Raw genomic sequence first — 15826 nt, forward strand, 5'->3', positions numbered from 1 at the left:
ATCCCTCGTGACGGCGCGGTCACGCGCGGCCGCCACCCTCGTGGCGGTCGTCGTGCTCGGCGTCCTCGCCGCGCTCCTCACCGGCCAGGACGCCTCGCGGGACGGCGGCGCGCCCGCCCCGGACCGGAGCGCGACCGACACGTCCGGCACGTCCGGGCTGCCGACGGTCGCGCTGGCCGACCTGCCGCCGGAGGCCCGGCGAACGATCGCGCTGATCGAGGACGGCGGCCCGTTCCCCGAGCCCGAGCACGACGGCACGGTCTTCGGCAACTACGAGGGCCTGCTGCCCGAGCGCTCCCGCGGCTACTACCGGGAGTACACCGTGCCGACGCCCGGCCTCGGCCACCGCGGCCCGCGCCGGATCGTCGAGGGCGAGCCGCGCGAGTGGTACTGGACCGAGGACCACTACGCCTCCTTCGCCGAGGTGGTCCCGTGAGCGGGCTCGCGGGGCTGCTCGCCGGGCGGGTGCCGCCGGCCGCCTACCGCTGGCACGCGGCGTACGACGTCAGCGAGGTTCGGCGCAGCGTCGAGCACGCCGGCTGGCGCCTCGCGCACGTCGACGGCTGGACCCACCCGACCCGCGCCGAGACCCTCGAGGCGCTCGGCGAGGCGCTCGCCCTGCCCGGGTGGTGGGGGCGCAACCTCGACGCGCTGGCCGACTGCCTGCGCGACCTCGACACCGACCGCACCGTCGTGCTGTGGGACGGCTGGGGCCCGCTGGCCCGGGAGGACGGCCGGGTCTTCGGGATCATCCTGCGGCTGCTGACCGACTCCGGGCTCGCCGTCTTGCTCCGCGGGGACGGCCCCGAGGTCCACGTCCCGGACCTGGACTGAGGCGCGCCGGCGCGCTCAGAGGGTGCGCTGGGTCGCGGCCGCGGCGAGCCCGCGCAGCGCCTCGCGTGCGCCGGGGTCGACGGTGGCCCGGTCGAGCGCGGCCAAGGAGAGGTCGGTGAGCTGCTCGATGACCGCCTCCACCTGGGCGCGGGCGCCCGAGGAGTCGATGATCTCGCGGAGCCGGGCGACCGCCGCCCCGTCCAGCGGGCTGCCGAGGGAACGGTCGAGCAGCGCGGCCTCGGCGGGCGGGGCCGCGTCGAGGGCGAGGGCCACGAGGACGGTGCGCTTGCCCTCGACCAGGTCGTCGCCGGCGGGCTTGCCGGTGGTCTCGGGGTCGCCGAAGACCCCCAGCAGGTCGTCGCGCAGCTGGAAGGCCTCGCCCAGCGGCAGGCCGAAGGCCGAGAGCGCGTCCAGCCCGGCCCGGTCGGCCCCGGCGAGCGCGGCCCCGATGTGGAGCGGGCGCTCGATGGAGTACTTCGCGGACTTGTAGCGCAGCACGGTCATCGCGGTCTCCACGTCCGCGCGGCCCCGGGCCTGCACCGAGACGTCGAGGAACTGGCCGGCCACGACCTCCGAGCGGCACAGGTCGAAGACCTCGAGCGCGGGGGCGACCTGGGTCAGCGGCAGGCCGCAGCGGCGCAGCAGCTCATCGGCCCAGCTGAGCAGCATGTCGCCGAGCAGGATCGCCGCGGCGGTGCCGTACTGCTCGGGGTCGCCGGTCCAGCCCGCGCCGCGGTGCTCGGACTCCAGCTGGCGGTGGGTGGCGGGCCGGCCGCGCCGGGTGTCGGAGGCGTCCATGAGGTCGTCGTGGACCAGCGCGCTCGCGTGCAGCAGCTCCAGGGCGGCGCACGCGCGGACCAGCGCGTCCTCGTCGGCGGGCGGGGCGACCGCGAGGTGGCCCCACCAGCAGAACGCGGCGCGGAACCGCTTGCCGCCGCGGACGGTGGTCCGCGCCTCGGTGATGAGTCGGGCGGCGTCGGGCCCGAGCGGCGCGAGTCGCACCGCCTGCTCGTCGAGGAACGAGTCGAGCGCCTGCTGCACCCGGTCTCGGAAGGCGCTGCTGTCCCATCCGGCGGCCGTCACGCCGACGAGACTAGAGGGTGGACGGATGCTTCCCCGGGGCGGTGCCGAACGTACGCTTCGGCCATGGTGACCGGACCGGGGCGCTCGCTCGCGGAGATGATCCGCGAGGGTGGCAAGTCCTTCTCCTTCGAGTTCTTCCCGCCCAAGGACGAGGCCGGGGAGCAGCAGCTGTGGGACGCGATCCGCGCCCTGGAGCCCTACCGGCCGACCTTCGTGTCCGTGACGTACGGCGCCGGCGGCTCCACCCGCGACTCGACCGTGCGGATCACCGGCCGGATCGCCCGCGACACCTCGTTGATCCCGATGGCGCACCTGACCTGCGTGGGGCACACCCGCGAGGAGCTCGAGCGCATCCTCGACTCCTACCGCGAGGCCGGCGTGCACCACGTGATGGCGTTGCGCGGCGACCCCGCCGACGGGCCGCGCGCCGCGTGGACCCCGACCGAGGGCGGGCTGACCTACGCCACCGAGCTGGTCGAGCTGGTCCGCTCGCGCGGTGACTTCCGCGTCGGCGTGGCCGCGTTCCCCGAGGGCCACCCCACGGCCGAGTCGCTCGACCACGACGCCGACGTGCTGGTCGCCAAGGCCCGCGCGGGCGCGGAGTTCGCGGTCACCCAGATGTTCTTCCGCGCCGCGGACTACTTCGGGCTGGTCGAGCGGGTCCGCGACCGGGGCGTCGACATGCCGATCCTCCCCGGCATCATGCCGATCCTGAACCTCGCCGCGATCCGCCGCCAGGGCGAGCTCATCGGCGCCGACGTGCCCCAGGAGATCGTCTCCCGGATCGCCGCCCACACCGGCGACCCCGTCCGGGTGCGCGCCGAGGGCATCGCGGTCGCGGCCGAGCTGTGCGAGGAGCTGCTCGCCGGCGGCGCCCCGGGGCTGCACTTCTACACGCTCAACCGGTCGCGGGCCACGCTCGAGATCTTCGACCGGCTCAACGTCTCCAGCTGACCCCCGCCGGCCCGGTGGGGCGGCCCCGTGGGTCGGCGCGGTGAGTCGGCCCGGTGATCGGCCCGGTGGGTCGGCTCAGGCCGGGCCGATGGCCTGGGCGACCAGCGCGGCCGAGAGCCCGACATAGGGCAGGCCCGCGCCCGGGGTCGCGTGCGCCCCGGCGGCGTACACCCCGGCGACCGGGGTCGTCGGGCCGAGCCGCCGCCGGACGGTGGACCGGCCCTGCCAGACCACGCCGAGCGGGGAGCCGCCCCAGCGCTCGACCAGGTCCCGCGGTGTCCGGTCCAGGCGGGTGACGACGTTGGCGCGCACGTCGATGCGGTGGCGGGCGAGCGCGCGCAGCAGGTCCTCGGCCAGCTTGCCGCGGCCGTGGACGGTCCAGGCCGACGAGCCCTCGGGCGCACCGCCGCCGGTGCGCACGACCAGCAGCGGGTCGCCGTGGAGGACGAGCTCGTGGGGAAGGTCGGGCACCTCGCCCTCGAGGCCGAGGTGGGCGACGACCGGCGGGATCGCCGGCATGGTCCGCGCGACCAGCGGCGCGAGGGTCGGGAGCAGGCGCGGGTCGACCGCGACCACCACGACGTCGGCGTCCAGCGTCTCGCCGGCGCCCAGGTCGACGGCGACGACGCGGCCCCCGCGCACGACGAGGTCGCGCACCGTCGTGCCGGTGCGGACGGTGACGCCTCGGGTGGCCAGGCGGGCGGTCAGTGCGTCGGCCAGCCGGGCCATGCCGCCCTCGACGGTCCAGGCGCCGAAGCGCTGCTCGACGTACGCCGTCACGCCGGCCCAGGCGGGCACGTTGCGCAGGTCGTGGCCCTCGGCGACGGCGGGGTGCCCGGCGACCAGGGCGAGCCGCTCGTCCTTGAACCGGCGGCGCAGGAGCCGGTGCATGGTCTGCCGGGAGTCCAGCAGCGCGGCCAGCTCGCGGGAGGGGGCGGCGGGGTCCCAGGGCACCTCGAGGTACTCCCGCCGCAGCGTCTCCCACACCTCGGTGTACGACGCCACGTGCTCGGCCCACCGCTGCCCGAGGCCGGGGCCCAGCGCGTCGAAGGCGGCGACCTGGCCGGCGCGCGAGGGCGGCACGCGGACCGACGTGCCGTCGGCGAACCGGTGCTCGCGCACGACGTCGAGCGGCACCAGGTCCAGCTCGCGCTCCACCGGGCGCCCGCTCTTGCGGAACAGGTCGCGCACGACCGCCGGCAGGGTTGTCCAGCTCGGCCCGGCGTCCCAGGTGAACCCGTCGGCCTCGACCCGCCCCAGCGCGCCGCCGAGCGTCGCGGACCGCTCGAGGAGGGTGACCTCGTGGCCGAGCTTGGCCAGCCGGGCCGCGGCCGCCAGCCCGGCGAACCCGCCTCCGACGACCACCACGCGTGCCACGGGTCGACCCTAGGGGGCCGCGCCGACGCCGTCGGCGGGCGGGCCCGACCGGGAGGCCCAGCGGCGCCACCCGCGCCGGACCAGCCGGGCGACCAGGTAGAGCACGACCAGGCCGCCGGCCAGCAGGACGGCGGAGATCGCGGCGGCGGCGCGGGGGTGCTCGATGGCGAACCAGACGACCGCGAGCACGGCCACGTCCTCGGTGATGCTCGCCAGCACGTTGCTCACCGGCTCCGGTGAGGAGTTGATCGCGAGCCGGCCGCCGGCCTTGGTCAGGTGGGAGAGCAGGGCGGTGCCGCCGCCCACCGTGCCGAGCACCGCCTGGTCGAGGGTGCGCGCGTCGCCGGAGAGCAGGATGCCGATCACCGCGCCGACCGTCGGGCGGATCGCGGTGGAGATCGCGTCCCAGGTCGAGTCGAGGTAGGGCACCTTGTCGGCGACGAACTCCATCGAGTAGAGCAGCGCCGCGACCCCGAGCACGTCCCAGCGGCCCAGCGCGTCCGGGACCTGCGCCAGCCCGCCCACGCGGTCGGCGATGCCGAGGACCAGCACGACCAGGTAGGCGTTGACGCCGCTGGCCCAGCCGCTGGAGAAGGCGAGCGCGAGGGACTCCACGTCAGCCCCGGCTGATCACGCGGCCCAGGGCGTCGGCGTCGCGGCCGATGACCGTGGTGCCGTCCGAGGCGGTCAGGATCGGGCGCTGGATCGCCCGCGGGTGGGCGGCCAGCGCGGCGAGCCAGTCCTCGCGGGCGCCCGGCTCGCGCGGCAGGTCGATGCCGGCCTCGCGGGCCTCCGTGGCCCGGGCGACGTCCCAGGGCTCCAGGCCCAGGCGTGCGACGACGTCGCGGAGCTCCTCGGCCGTCGGCGGGTCGTCGAGGTAGCGGCGCACCGTGTAGTCGGTCCCCGCGGCCTCCAGCTCGGCGACGGCGGTGCGGCACTTGCTGCACGCCGGGTTCAGCCAGATCTCGATGCTCATCGCGGTCGCCTCACTCCACCATCACTCCACCATCACTCCACGTCGAGCTCGGTGGCGCCGGTCAGCGCGAGGAGCTCGTCGTACGTCGTCGAGAACACCGCCGCCGGGTGGCCGGCGGCGGCCCAGACGACCGGGTGCCGCGCGAGCCAGCGGTCGAGGTAGGTCGGGACCGGGGCCGGGTGCCCGATCGGGGAGACGCCGCCGATGACCTGGCCGGTCGCCTCGCGGACCAGCTCCGCGCTCGCGCGCCCCAGGCGGGCCACGCCGATCTCGGCGGCGACCTTCGCGGTGTCGACGCGGTGGGCGCCGGAGGTCAGCACGAGGACGGGGGCGCCGTCGGCCTCGAAGAGCAGGCTGTTGGCGATCGCGCCCACCTCGCAGCCCAGCGCCTCGGCGGCGAGTGCCGCCGTGTGCACGGCGTCGGGCAGAATGACCACGTCGCCCGTGCCGCCACGTCGTGCGTGCTCCTCGCGGAAGCGCGTGATCGAGGGGTGCTCGGTCGTCATGGCGCGACCCTAGGGCACCGCTCCGACGGCCGCGCGGCGACGTACGTCGACCGTCCGCCGGTCGCGCGCGCCGACCGACCACATCCGCCCGAGGAGCCCCATGACGCCCCAGAACACGACGGCCTCTGCGACGACGGACCGGCCGGTGGCCGTGCGGCGCGCGGTCCGCCTGCTCTGGGTCCTGGTCGGGCTTGCCGTGCTGACGACGGTCCTCGGGGTGCTGCTGCGCGACGAGCTCCTCGACTCCTGGTCGGCCGGGCACCCGGTCGCGGCGGACATCCAGCAGCCGGCGTTCGTCCCCGTCGCCGTCGTGCTGCTCATCGTCTTCGTCTGCCTGGTCGCCACGCTCATCCCGTTCTTCCTCGTCGGGACCGGCTGGGCGCGCCAGTCGCTGGCCGCCACCGTCGTGATGGCCGCGCTCGCCACGGTCGCCGGCCTGCGCACCGACCCGCCGGCACCCTTCGTGGTGGCCGCCGTCGTCTCCCTGGTCGTCGACGTCGCGATCCTCGTGCTCCTGTGGAGCCCGGCCACCAACGCGTACGTGCGCGGGCGCGACACCTCCGCCTCCTGACCCCAGCCTCCTGAGCGCCGTCTCCCTGAGCCGGGCCGCCTGAGCCGTCGGCTCCTCGCTGCCCCTCCCGGTCCTCGCTGCCCCTCCCGGTCCGCGCTGCCCCTCCCGGTCCTCGCTGCCCCTCCCGGTCCGCGCTGCCCCTCCCGGTCCGCGCCGCCCCTCCCGGCAGGTCTTGACGTCCTGTCGGTGCCTCGGTGTACCTTCGTCTCGTTCGAACCTTTGTTCGAACAACCCCGGCGGGGCGACCTCGACCCCCGTCCCCGCCGGGTCGCGAAGACCGGGGTCGGAGGGGTCGACGGAGCCGGGCGCAGGCCCGAGGAGCGAGGCGAGCATGGTGCGGTACGACGACCCCGTCGAGGTGCGGACGGGCACGGGCGGGCAGGAGGGCCCCGCCCAGTTCCTGTGGCGCGGGCGACTGTGGAAGGTCAAGGAGGTGCTCGAGCGGCGCAGCCAGGAGCTGCCCCGGCGCGAGCTGTGGCGGGTCGCCGCCGGGCGCGGGCGCCTGGACCAGGGCGGCCGGCCCGCCGACGTCTTCGAGCTGGCCCACGACCTCCGTGTCGGCCGGTGGCAGCTGCTCGGCGCGGGCTCGGGGGTGGGGGAGTGAGCCGCGTGCCCGGCCCGGGGGAGCAGCCGAGCCCCTACGCGCTGCCGGCGACGACCCACGCCTACCTCGCCCGGTCGGCGGAGTCGCTGAGCGAGGCGATCGCCGCGACGGAGGTGACCGAGCGCTACGCGCACGCCCACGTGGCCGCGCTGCGCGCCGCGGCCGCCCTGCTCGCCGCTCGCGCCCGGCCCGCCCCGGTGCGCCGTCGCCCGCAGAAGAACGCGTGGGTGCTCCTGGTGGAGGTGGCCCCCGAGCTCGAGGAGTGGGCCCGGTTCTTCGCCGCCGGTGCGGGCAAGCGCGCCGCGGCCGAGGCGGGGTCGCGCCGCGCGGTCACCGAGCGGGAGGCCGACGACCTGGTGCGGGACGCCGACCGGTTCCTCGCCGTCGTCGAGCAGGCCCTCGGCCTGGTGCCGCACGTCCCCGTCCGGGTGCACGTCGTTCGCCGCGTCGGATGAGGCCGGCCCGATGACGGCCGGCCAGATGAGGGCAGCTGCCGTCCCGGCCCGTCGGGACGGTCGGGTGCCGCGGGAGGCCCGGGGGCACGCCCTAGGCTGGGCGCCATGCCTGTCACCGAGCGGCCCGACCGACCCAGCGAGCGGCGTGGCGCGGCCCGCACCGCCGTCGTGTGGGGAGGTCTCGGGCCGGTCCTCGGCGAGGGCCCGCTCGACGTGCTCGACATCGGCGGCGGCACGGGCGGCTTTGCGGTCCGGGTCGCCGAGCTCGGCCACCGGGTCACCGTGGTCGACCCCAGCCCGGACGCGCTCGCCGCGCTCGACCGGCGGGCGCGCGAGGTCGGCGTCCAGGTCGCCTCGCACCAGGGCGACCTCTCGACCCTCGCCGACGTCGTCGGCGCGGACGCGGCCGACGTCGTGCTCTGCCACGGCGTGCTCGAGGTCGTCGCCGACCCCTCGGCGGCGCTCGGCGCGCTCCGCGCGGTGCTCCGGCCCGGGGGCACGCTCAGCCTGCTCGTCGCCCAGCGCCACGCGGCCGTCGTCGCCCGGGCGATGGCCGGGCACTTCCAGCAGGCGCTCGCGCTGCTGGAGGAGTCCGCGGGTGCGGCGCAGCCCGGTCGGTCCGGCCGCCGGTTCACCCGCTCCGAGATCGGCGACCTGCTCGCCGCGGCCGGCTTCGAGGTCGACACCGTCCACGCCGTCCGCGTCTTCGCCGACCTCGTGCCCGGTTCGCTGCTCGACTCCGAGCCCGGCGCCGCCGCGGCGCTGGTCGAGCTCGAGCGCGCGGTGGCCGACCGCCCCGAGTACCTCCCGCTCGCGACGCAGCTGCACCTGCTCGCGCACTGACCTCGGGGCCGCGGCCGGGGCCTGCCTCCGCGCCCCGTGAGCGGCGGCCCGGCGCGGGTGGCGGCCCCCGGCCCGCACGACGCCGCGGACCGCTCCTGGCAGTGCCCGATCCTGCACGTCGACATGGATGCGTTCTTCGCCTCCGTCGCCCTGCGGGACCGGCCCGAGCTGCACGACGTCCCGGTCGCGGTGGGCGGTGGGCACCGCGGGGTGGTGCTCTCAGCGAACTACGCGGCCCGCGCCTACGGCGTGCGCGGTGGGATGTCCGGCCTGCGCGCGCGCAGGCTGTGCCCGCAGCTGATCTCGGTGCCCGGGGACCACGCGGCGTTCTCGGCGGTCTCCTCGGCGGTGCGCGACATCTTCCGCCGGATCACCCCGCTGGTGGAGATGGCCTCGCTGGACGAGGCGTTCCTCGACGTCCGCGGCGCGACCCGGCGGCTCGGGTCGCCGTACGCCATCGCCGAGCTGGTGCGGGCGACGGTCCACGACGAGCAGGGCATCACCTGCTCGGCCGGGGTCGCGCCGACGGTGTCGGTGGCCAAGATCGCCAGCCGGCACGCCAAGCCCGACGGCGTCGTGGTCGTCCCGCCAGAGGAGGTGGTGGCGTTCCTGCACGCCCTCGACGTCGAGGAGCTGTACGGCGTCGGCACGGCGACCGCCACCCGGCTGCGGCGGGCGGGCCTCCGGACGGTCCGCCAGCTGGCCCACGCGCCGCTGGAGGAGCTGCGCGCCGCGGTCGGCCCGGGCACCGCCTCCCAGCTGCAGGTGCTGGCCTGGGGGCGGGACCGGTCCGAGCTCCACGAGCGCCGCGGGCCGCAGGAGCCCGACCGGTCGATGGGTGCGCAGCGGACCTTCGCCCACGACCTCACCGACCGCGAGGAGATCCTGCGCGAGGTGCTCGGGCTCGCCGCCAAGGTCACCCGGCGGCTCCGCGCCGGCGGGGTGGCCGGCCGGACGGTCGTGCTGACCGCCCGCTACGCCGACTTCACCACGCTCACCCGCTCGCGTGCCCTGCCCGAGCCGACCGACGTCACCCAGGAGGTGTACGCCGCCGCCACGGTGCTTCTCGACACGCTGCGGCGCGAGCAGCGCGGCCGGCCGGGCCGCCGGGACGCGCTGCGGCTCGTCGGGGTGCGGGTCGAGGGGCTGGTGCCGAGCGCCCGCGTGCACCGCCAGCGCGTCCTCGGCGAGCGGGAGCACGGCTGGTCCGACGCCGACCGCGCGATGGACCGGGCGACCTCCAGGTTCGGCGCCGGGGCCGTCCGTCCGGCCGCGTTGCTCCCCGGCGCCACCGGCCGGTCCGAGGGCCGGTCCGAGGGGCGGCCGGAGGCCGACGCCGGCTGACGCGGCCGGTCCCGCCGCGGGCCGGACACAGGCGCGGAGACCAATTTCACCCACGCGGCTACCGCGTTCCAGAACGCCTGCCTAGACTTGCTCTACGACCCGCATGGGACGTCTACCGCTCGTACGACCAGTGGAGGAACCGTGCCACTCTCCGAAGAGGAGCTGCGACTGCTCGAGCAGATGGAGCGCGCGCTCTCGGAGGAGGATCCGAAGTTCGCCTCCACCCTGCGCGGGACGTCGTTGCGACGCTCGGCGCGGCGCCGCGCGATGATCGCCGGCGCCTGTTTCGTGGTCGGTGTCGCGCTGCTGATGACCGGTGCGGTCACCCAGCTCGCGGTCGTCGGGGTGGCCGGATTCCTCGTCATGCTCGGCTCGGCCACCGTCGGCCTCACCGCGATGCGCGGCCAGGCCGCGGCCGCCGCGGCGCCGGCCGACCCCCGTCAGGCCGCCCACCCCTCCAGCGGCTTCACCGTCATCGACGGTGGCCGCCGGGGCCGCAGCCGTCGCAACCGCCGCTCCTCCGCTCCGTTCATGGAGCGGATGGAGGAGCGCTGGCGCCGCCGCCGCGACCAGAACGGCGGCTTCTGAGCGAGCCCCCGCGAGCGTCGACGAGCCTCTAGCCGTCGGCAGCGCTCGCAACGAGGTAGCGGTCGTCGTCGATGCTCCGACCCCAGTACGCCGGCTCGGTGAGACGGGTCAGGGAGGCGGACCGCCCCGTTCCCTCGACCAGCCGGACGGTCTCCTCGGCGGACAGGCCGGCGCCGGTCGACCAGCTCCCCTCGACGAGCACGAGACGACCTGCCGGCGTCAACAGCCGGAGCCACCGCGTCAGGGTCTCGGCCGGGTCGGGCATCGCCCACAGGACGTGACGGCAGAGGACGACGTCGTACGCCGCCTCCGGGAGCGGCGGGTCGGACGCGTCCCCCCGGGTGAACCGCACCCCGTCGACCCCGTCCGCCTTGCGCTCGGCCAGCTCGATCATCCGGGGCGAGAAGTCCAGGCCGTCGACCTCGAACCCGCACCCGGCGAGCAGGACCGACAGCGTGCCGGTCCCGCAGCCCAGGTCCGCGATGCGCGCCGGGGGCCGGGGGAGGACGCCCAGGAGGAGGTCACGCCACGCGCGCCGGACGGCCGGGTCGGTCAGGCCGTGGTCGGCCGGCTCGTCGAACCCGTCGGCCTCGGCGTCCCACGAGGCGATCTGGTCGGCAGTCCCCATGCAGGGGACGGTACGGGACCCAGCGCTCCTCACGAGCGGGCGACGGGTCAGCCGACGTGGTCGACCACGCTGCCGTACCGCGTCTCGCTCGGCTCGGAGGTGCGCGGGACGACGGGACCGGCCGGGCGGGTGAGCACCGACCGCGGCCACCAGGTCGCGAGCCGCCGGGCGCCGCGTGCGGCGCCGGCGTGGAGCGCCTCGCTGACCGTCTCGACCTCCGCGCGGAAGGTCGGGGTGGTGCCCTGCCCGCGCTCGGAGTAGCGCCGCAGCTCCAGGGCCGCGACGATCCGGTCGAGGGCGAGCACCGCGTCGGGGGCGAGGTCGGGCCCGCGGGCGGGCTGCCCGCCGGCGAGCTCGTCCGAGGGTGGTGCCCCGAACTGCTGGACCAGCCAGTCGCGGGTCTGCCGCGGGGAGCGTGCCGCGGGCCAGGGCAGGCCGAGGTCGACGCAGGTGTCGCGCAGCTCGGCCCAGACGGTCTCGGGGCCGGCGGAGACCCGATGCGTACGACGCCGGGCCCGCACCAGGCGGGGGAGTAGGAGCAGCCCGCCGAGGACGCCCGCGCCGAGCAGCCCGCCGAGCAGCGGCAGGAGCCGGGCGCGGCCGTCGCCGGCGGCCGCCGCGTCATCCGCCTGCTCCTCCTCCACGGGCGCCGTGGGCTGGCCGTCGACACGGTCCGGGGTGTCCGGCGCGGCGGTGTCGCTCCGGTCCGTGGCGGCCGGGTCGGGGGCGGGGACGTTCTGGCGGGTCCACTGCGGCACGCTGCGCGCGCGGGCGGCCGGCGTCGGCTCGAAGCGCACCCACCCGCTGCCGGGGAAGAACAGCTCGGGCCAGGCGTGCAGGTCGTGGGCGCTGTACTCCCAGGTGTTGGTGCCGATCCGGGAGGGGCGCAGGAAGCCGATCGCGACCCGCGCGGGGATGTCGAGCATCCGCGCCAGGATCGCCATCGAGGCGGCGTACTGCTCGCAGTAGCCCCGGCGACCGTCCGGCCGCAGGAACGAGACGAGGTCCTGGATGTCGTTGCCGTCGACGCCCTCGGTGGTGTACTCGAACCCGCCGGTCTCGCGGAACCACCGCTGCAGCGCGACGGCCTTCTCGTAGCGGGTCGGCGCCTCACGGGTCACCTGGAGGGCCAGGTTGCGCACCTCGCTCGGGATGCCGTCGGGCAGCTCGGTGTAGGCGGCGGGCACCAGGCCGCCGGACGACGGGGCGCGGGCCATGTCCGCGGCGTCGTACTCCAGCCGGACCGCGGACATCCGGTACTGCAGCCCGCGGGTGCTGAGGTCGTCGTCGGCGGCGAGGAAGTCGCGGGTCTGGACGTCGTAGCGCCAGTCACCGGGCGCCTCGACGGCGGTGCTGGTCGTCCACGCCGGCAACCAGGTGGACTCGAAGTTGTCGTAGACGTTGACCCGGTAGTCGTAGGAGGTGCGGTTCAGGCCCGACTCGACCCCCAGCAGCGGCGGCAGGTCGCCGGCCGCGAGGTTCTTCGTGGGCACCGCGCGGTCGCCGGCGCTCCAGGTGTCGCCGTTGAACCAGGTCAGCGCGGTGGTGCGGAGGTACGACGGGTCGGGGTCGTCGGTGGTGAACCGCAGCACCGGGTCGTCCGGGCCGCGGACCAGGTCCTGCTTGAGGTTGGCCAGCGGGTTGGTCAGCTCGATGTCGTCGTCGCCGCCGGGGCCGGCCCCGAAGTCGACGAGCCGGACGTCGAGGGTCGGCACCGCCGTCGGCACGGCGACGGCGAGCGCCACCGCGATGGCGCCGATGGCCAGGGCGGTGCCCCGCACCCGTCCGGTGCGGACGTCGAAGGCCGAGGGGTCGTCCTCGACCGTCCGGCCCCACCGGGTGACCCGGTCGCCCTCGTGGAGGTAGAGCACCAGCAGGAACCCGCCGGCGGTCAGCGCGAAGACCCACCACGCGAGCCCGCCGCCGACCAGGCTCACCGGGACGCTGTAGATCGTCAGCAGCGGCAGGCCCGCCAGCGAGACCCGGCGCAGGGTGGAGACCAGCACGTCGACGAGCAGGAAGCAGCCGAGGCCGCCGGCCACCAGCAGCGGGTGCACGCCGGGCGCCGAGGCGGGCACGGGCGGGGCGAACTGGTTGGCGCTGTCGACCGCAGCGCGGAGCACCGCCTCCAGCTCCACCCGCCCGGGCCCGACCGGCAGCGGATAGCCGGTCAGGGCGAGGCAGGTGGCGACGCCGCCGGTGAGCAGCTGGGCGAGCACGACGACCCCGCCGGGCAGCCGGGCCCAGCGAGCCAGCGCGCCCGTGCCCACGACGACGACGCCGATGAGCAGCAGCGGCCCGAGGTAGCGGCCCGGGAGCTCGGTGAAGGGGCGCCAGGAGAGCATGGCGACCCAGGTCGTCGCGGCGGCGGCCGCGGAGACCGCGAGGGTGGTGCGCAGGTTCGCGCGGCGGCTCGTCACCGGGCGACCTCCGCGCCGCGGGGCCGGGACGAGCGGCCGACGGCGGAGCCGAGCTCCTGCCAGGCCGAGTCGAGCCGGTCGCCCGGCTGGAGGGTCGTGGCGCGCCAGCCCTGCTGGGCGAGCACCGGGACGGCGCCGCCGGGCGTGCCGTCGACGTCGACCCAGGCGTCGACGTCGAGCGCGACGGCGAGGCCGGAGCCCGCGTGGTGGCGCATCCGGCGCAGCACCGGCACGTCGAGCGCCTCCACGGCGCCGAGCACCGCGACGGTGAGCCCGCCGTGGCCGTGCTCGCCGAGCCAGGAGCCGTCGAGCCGGGGGGAGGTCACCGGCTGGAGCACGGCGAGCGCCTCGAGCAACGGGCCCGCGCCCACGCCGGCCTCCCGCTGGTGCCACGCGGCGCCGACGTCCTCGCCGGCGGCGGTGACCAGACGGACGGCGAAGCCGCGCCGGGTCAGGTGCACCGCGACCGAGGCAGCGGCGGAGACGGCGGCCTCCAGCGAGGAGGCGACACCGTGGCCGCGGTGTGCGGAGGCGCGGTTGTCGATGAACAGCGTCGCCCGGGACTGCCAGGGCTGCTCCTCGCGGCGCACCATCAGCTCGCCGGTGCGCGCCGAGCTGCGCCAGTGCACCCGGCGCAGGTCGTCGCCGCGGCGGTACTCGCGCACGGCCACGTCCTCGGCCGAGCCGGTCGCGAAGGCGCGCGGGCGGTTGTCGCCGGCGCCGGTCCAGCCGCCCCCCAGCGGGATGGAGGGGAGGGCGACGGTGCGCGGGGTGACGGTCAGCGTCGCAGTCGTGCGGAAGGAGCGGCCGAGCTCGACGAGGCCGAACGGGTCGGCGACCCGCACCGACATCGGCCCGAGCTCGAAGCGGCCCCGCACGTCGGAGCGGACCTGGTACGACGCGTGGCGGCGCCACCCGTGGGCGATGCCCTCGAGGACGAACCGCGGCCGGGACCCGAGCACGTAGGGGACCTGGTCCTCCAGCAGCAGCACGCCGCTGGGCGTGCGGCCCTCGTTGGTGAGGGTGAGGTTCACCCGCGCGGACTGGCCCGCGCTGACGACCTGCGGGGCGACGGTGCGGACCAGCGCGAGCCGGTAGCGGCTGCGGGCGAGCACGGCGGCGGTCACCACCGGCAGCGCCAGCACGAGGACCCCGACCCGGGTCAGCGCCGGCTGGCCGAGCACGATCGCGCAGACGACCGCGGTCACGCCGGCCGCGACGAAGGCCCGTCCGCGGACGGTCAGCGCCGCGAGCGCCTCACGCACGACCCGTCCCGCCGCGAGCGGGGCGGGCGGTGCGGGCGGGCACGGTCGTGGGCACGGTCACGAGCGGTGCCCGTCGGGGACCGGAACGGAGGCGAGGACGCCGTCGAGGACGGCCGAGCTCGTCCGCCCGCTCATCGCGGCCTCCACGCTCAGCAGCAGCCGGTGGGCGAGGACGGGGCGGGCCAGGGCGAGCACGTCGTCGGGCAGGACGTAGTCGCGGCCGTCCATGGCGGCGTACGCCTTGGCGGCGCGGACCAGGTGCAGCGTCGCGCGGGGGGAGGCGCCGAGGGTGAGGTCGTCGGTGCGCCGCGTCGCGCCGGTGAGCGCGACGACGTAGCGCTGCACCGCGTCGGAGACGTAGACCTGGCCCACGATCGCGGTGAGCTTGCGGATCTCCGCGGCGTCGGTGACCGGCTCGAGGTCGTCGAGCGGGCTCGCGCCGGCGTGGGTGCCGATCATCGCGATCTCGGCCGCCTCGACGGGGTAGCCGACCGAGACGCGCGCCATGAACCGGTCGCGCTGGGCCTCGGGGAGGGCGTAGGTCCCTTCCATCTCGATCGGGTTCTGGGTCGCGATGACCATGAACGGGGTGTCGAGCTGGTAGGTCGTTCCGTCGACGGTGACCTGGCGCTCCTCCATGCACTCCAGGAGCGCGGACTGGGTCTTGGGGGAGGCGCGGTTGATCTCGTCGCCGACCACGATGTTGGCGAAGATCCCGCCCGGCCGGAACTCGAACTCGCGGGTGTCCTGGTTGAAGACCGAGACCCCGGTGACGTCGGAGGGGAGCAGGTCCGGGGTGAACTGGATGCGTCGGACCGTGGAGTCGATGCTGCGGGCCAGCGCCTTGCTCAGCATGGTCTTGCCGACGCCGGGGACGTCCTCGATGAGGAGGTGACCCTCGGCGAGCAGCACGACGAGGGAGGCCGACACGACGTCGGGCTTCCCCTCGATCACCCGCTCCACGTTGGACCGGATCCGCGCGACCACGCGCGCGAGCGTCTCGAGGTCAGCACCTCCCGCTGTCGGAGCACTCACGTCGACCCTTTCGTTCCGTCCACCCTGGCACCACCGTAAGTGGTGGCGGCAACACGGGCGCCCTTCCACCCCGGCCGGGTGACCGGTGGACCCGGGTGGAGCGCGGTGGGGGAGCGGGGACGGCCCGGTCGTCCCCCCACGCCCCACCCCACGCCCCACTCCGCCCCACCTCCGCGCCCCACCCACGCCCCACCGGGCGGGACTCCACGGGTCGGGAGGCGCGAGAACCCGCTCTGACCTGCGCGGATGCCGCCGCCCGGGGCGGCCGCGCCGGGCGTCCGGCGCGACGCCACCGCCGAGCGCGGCCCGGGCGCGACCGCCCGAAACCCCCGCGCAACACGCT

Annotated in this window: 18 protein-coding genes; 9 read left to right on the forward strand and 9 right to left on the reverse strand. The window is 76.4% G+C overall.

The features are described 5' to 3' along the window. Positions 1-7: 7 nt before the first annotated feature. Complete coding sequence (locus HPC71_RS07905) at positions 8-436, forward strand: guanyl-specific ribonuclease (RefSeq protein ID WP_171896487.1); 429 nt, start codon at positions 8-10, stop codon at positions 434-436. Continuing rightward, positions 433-834 (forward strand): barstar family protein, encoded by a 402-nt coding sequence (locus HPC71_RS07910; RefSeq protein WP_171896489.1) that lies wholly within the window; start codon positions 433-435, stop codon positions 832-834. Before HPC71_RS07905 ends, HPC71_RS07910 begins: the two co-directional genes overlap by 4 nt. A gap of 15 nt (positions 835-849) precedes the next feature. Here HPC71_RS07910 and HPC71_RS07915 read toward each other — a convergent pair whose 3' ends face one another. Next, the gene (locus HPC71_RS07915) at positions 850-1917 is read right to left on the reverse strand and encodes a polyprenyl synthetase family protein (protein ID WP_171896491.1); all 1068 of its coding nucleotides are present in this window, start codon (positions 1915-1917) and stop codon (positions 850-852) included. Between the two features lie 63 nt (positions 1918-1980). Here HPC71_RS07915 and metF point away from each other — a divergent pair, with 63 nt between their 5' ends. After that, positions 1981-2871, forward strand: a complete 891-nt coding sequence (gene metF / locus HPC71_RS07920; protein ID WP_154611981.1) for a methylenetetrahydrofolate reductase [NAD(P)H] — start codon at positions 1981-1983, stop codon at positions 2869-2871. A 75-nt stretch (positions 2872-2946) separates the two neighbouring features. Here metF and HPC71_RS07925 read toward each other — a convergent pair whose 3' ends face one another. The 4 genes from HPC71_RS07925 to HPC71_RS07940 are packed head-to-tail and all read right to left on the reverse strand — an operon-like array spanning position 2947 to position 5730. Next, positions 2947-4248, reverse strand: coding sequence for a phytoene desaturase family protein (locus HPC71_RS07925; protein ID WP_171896493.1), 1302 nt, complete (start codon positions 4246-4248; stop codon positions 2947-2949). Positions 4249-4257: 9 nt separating this feature from the next. Further along, on the reverse strand, positions 4258-4863 hold the full coding sequence (locus HPC71_RS07930) for a DUF4126 domain-containing protein (RefSeq protein ID WP_171896494.1): 606 nt from the start codon (positions 4861-4863) through the stop codon (positions 4258-4260). A 1-nt stretch (position 4864) separates the two neighbouring features. Next, positions 4865-5224, reverse strand: a complete 360-nt coding sequence (locus tag HPC71_RS07935) for an ArsC/Spx/MgsR family protein (RefSeq protein WP_154615079.1) — start codon at positions 5222-5224, stop codon at positions 4865-4867. A 32-nt stretch (positions 5225-5256) separates the two neighbouring features. Next, a complete protein-coding gene (locus tag HPC71_RS07940) occupies positions 5257-5730 on the reverse strand; it encodes a YbaK/EbsC family protein (protein ID WP_154611979.1) in 474 nt (157 codons plus the stop codon). Between the two features lie 100 nt (positions 5731-5830). Between HPC71_RS07940 and HPC71_RS07945 the strand changes: the two genes are divergently transcribed. From HPC71_RS07945 to HPC71_RS07970, 6 genes are all read left to right on the forward strand, one after another. After that, positions 5831-6301, forward strand: a complete 471-nt coding sequence (locus HPC71_RS07945) for a hypothetical protein (RefSeq protein ID WP_154611978.1) — start codon at positions 5831-5833, stop codon at positions 6299-6301. A 331-nt stretch (positions 6302-6632) separates the two neighbouring features. Next, positions 6633-6905, forward strand: coding sequence for a DUF6504 family protein (locus tag HPC71_RS07950; protein WP_154615080.1), 273 nt, complete (start codon positions 6633-6635; stop codon positions 6903-6905). Continuing rightward, a complete protein-coding gene (locus HPC71_RS07955; RefSeq protein WP_171896496.1) occupies positions 6902-7360 on the forward strand; it encodes an SAV_6107 family HEPN domain-containing protein in 459 nt (152 codons plus the stop codon). The genes HPC71_RS07950 and HPC71_RS07955 overlap by 4 nt, the downstream gene beginning before the upstream one ends. A gap of 105 nt (positions 7361-7465) precedes the next feature. Further along, on the forward strand, positions 7466-8203 hold the full coding sequence (locus HPC71_RS07960) for a methyltransferase domain-containing protein (protein ID WP_154611976.1): 738 nt from the start codon (positions 7466-7468) through the stop codon (positions 8201-8203). A gap of 36 nt (positions 8204-8239) precedes the next feature. Further along, positions 8240-9547 carry a DNA polymerase IV gene (dinB, locus tag HPC71_RS07965; protein ID WP_253943949.1) on the forward strand — a complete coding sequence of 436 codons (1308 nt, stop codon included), beginning with the start codon at positions 8240-8242 and terminating at the stop codon, positions 9545-9547. A 141-nt stretch (positions 9548-9688) separates the two neighbouring features. Further along, entirely contained in the window at positions 9689-10135 is a 447-nt protein-coding gene (locus tag HPC71_RS07970) for an SCO2097 family morphological protein (RefSeq protein WP_171896497.1), read from the forward strand. Positions 10136-10163: 28 nt separating this feature from the next. Here the strand turns inward: HPC71_RS07970 and HPC71_RS07975 are convergent, their stop codons facing one another. From HPC71_RS07975 to HPC71_RS07990, 4 genes are read right to left on the reverse strand one after another with little or no spacing between them, the layout of a single operon-like run. Then, the gene (locus tag HPC71_RS07975) at positions 10164-10763 is read right to left on the reverse strand and encodes a class I SAM-dependent methyltransferase (protein WP_154615081.1); all 600 of its coding nucleotides are present in this window, start codon (positions 10761-10763) and stop codon (positions 10164-10166) included. A gap of 47 nt (positions 10764-10810) precedes the next feature. Continuing rightward, the gene (locus HPC71_RS07980; RefSeq protein WP_154615082.1) at positions 10811-13183 is read right to left on the reverse strand and encodes a transglutaminase TgpA family protein; all 2373 of its coding nucleotides are present in this window, start codon (positions 13181-13183) and stop codon (positions 10811-10813) included. Further along, on the reverse strand, positions 13180-14448 hold the full coding sequence (locus HPC71_RS07985; RefSeq protein ID WP_171896499.1) for a DUF58 domain-containing protein: 1269 nt from the start codon (positions 14446-14448) through the stop codon (positions 13180-13182). The genes HPC71_RS07980 and HPC71_RS07985 overlap by 4 nt, the downstream gene beginning before the upstream one ends. Positions 14449-14505: 57 nt before the next feature. Then, on the reverse strand, positions 14506-15483 hold the full coding sequence (locus HPC71_RS07990) for an AAA family ATPase (protein WP_171896501.1): 978 nt from the start codon (positions 15481-15483) through the stop codon (positions 14506-14508). Between the last annotated feature and the right edge of the window lie 343 nt (positions 15484-15826).

The sequence above is a fragment of the Nocardioides marmotae genome (assembly GCF_013177455.1).
Classification (GTDB): Bacteria; Actinomycetota; Actinomycetes; order Propionibacteriales; family Nocardioidaceae; genus Nocardioides; species Nocardioides marmotae.

Coding starts and splice junctions, on each gene's coding strand:
- HPC71_RS07940 (WP_154611979.1), bottom strand. CDS start 5,730: ATGACGACCGAGCACCCCTCGATCACGCGCTTCCGCGAGGAGCACGCA.
- HPC71_RS07935 (WP_154615079.1), bottom strand. CDS start 5,224: ATGAGCATCGAGATCTGGCTGAACCCGGCGTGCAGCAAGTGCCGCACC.
- metF (WP_154611981.1), top strand. CDS start 1,981: ATGGTGACCGGACCGGGGCGCTCGCTCGCGGAGATGATCCGCGAGGGT.
- HPC71_RS07950 (WP_154615080.1), top strand. CDS start 6,633: ATGGTGCGGTACGACGACCCCGTCGAGGTGCGGACGGGCACGGGCGGG.
- HPC71_RS07960 (WP_154611976.1), top strand. CDS start 7,466: ATGCCTGTCACCGAGCGGCCCGACCGACCCAGCGAGCGGCGTGGCGCG.
- HPC71_RS07975 (WP_154615081.1), bottom strand. CDS start 10,763: ATGGGGACTGCCGACCAGATCGCCTCGTGGGACGCCGAGGCCGACGGG.
- HPC71_RS07945 (WP_154611978.1), top strand. CDS start 5,831: ATGACGCCCCAGAACACGACGGCCTCTGCGACGACGGACCGGCCGGTG.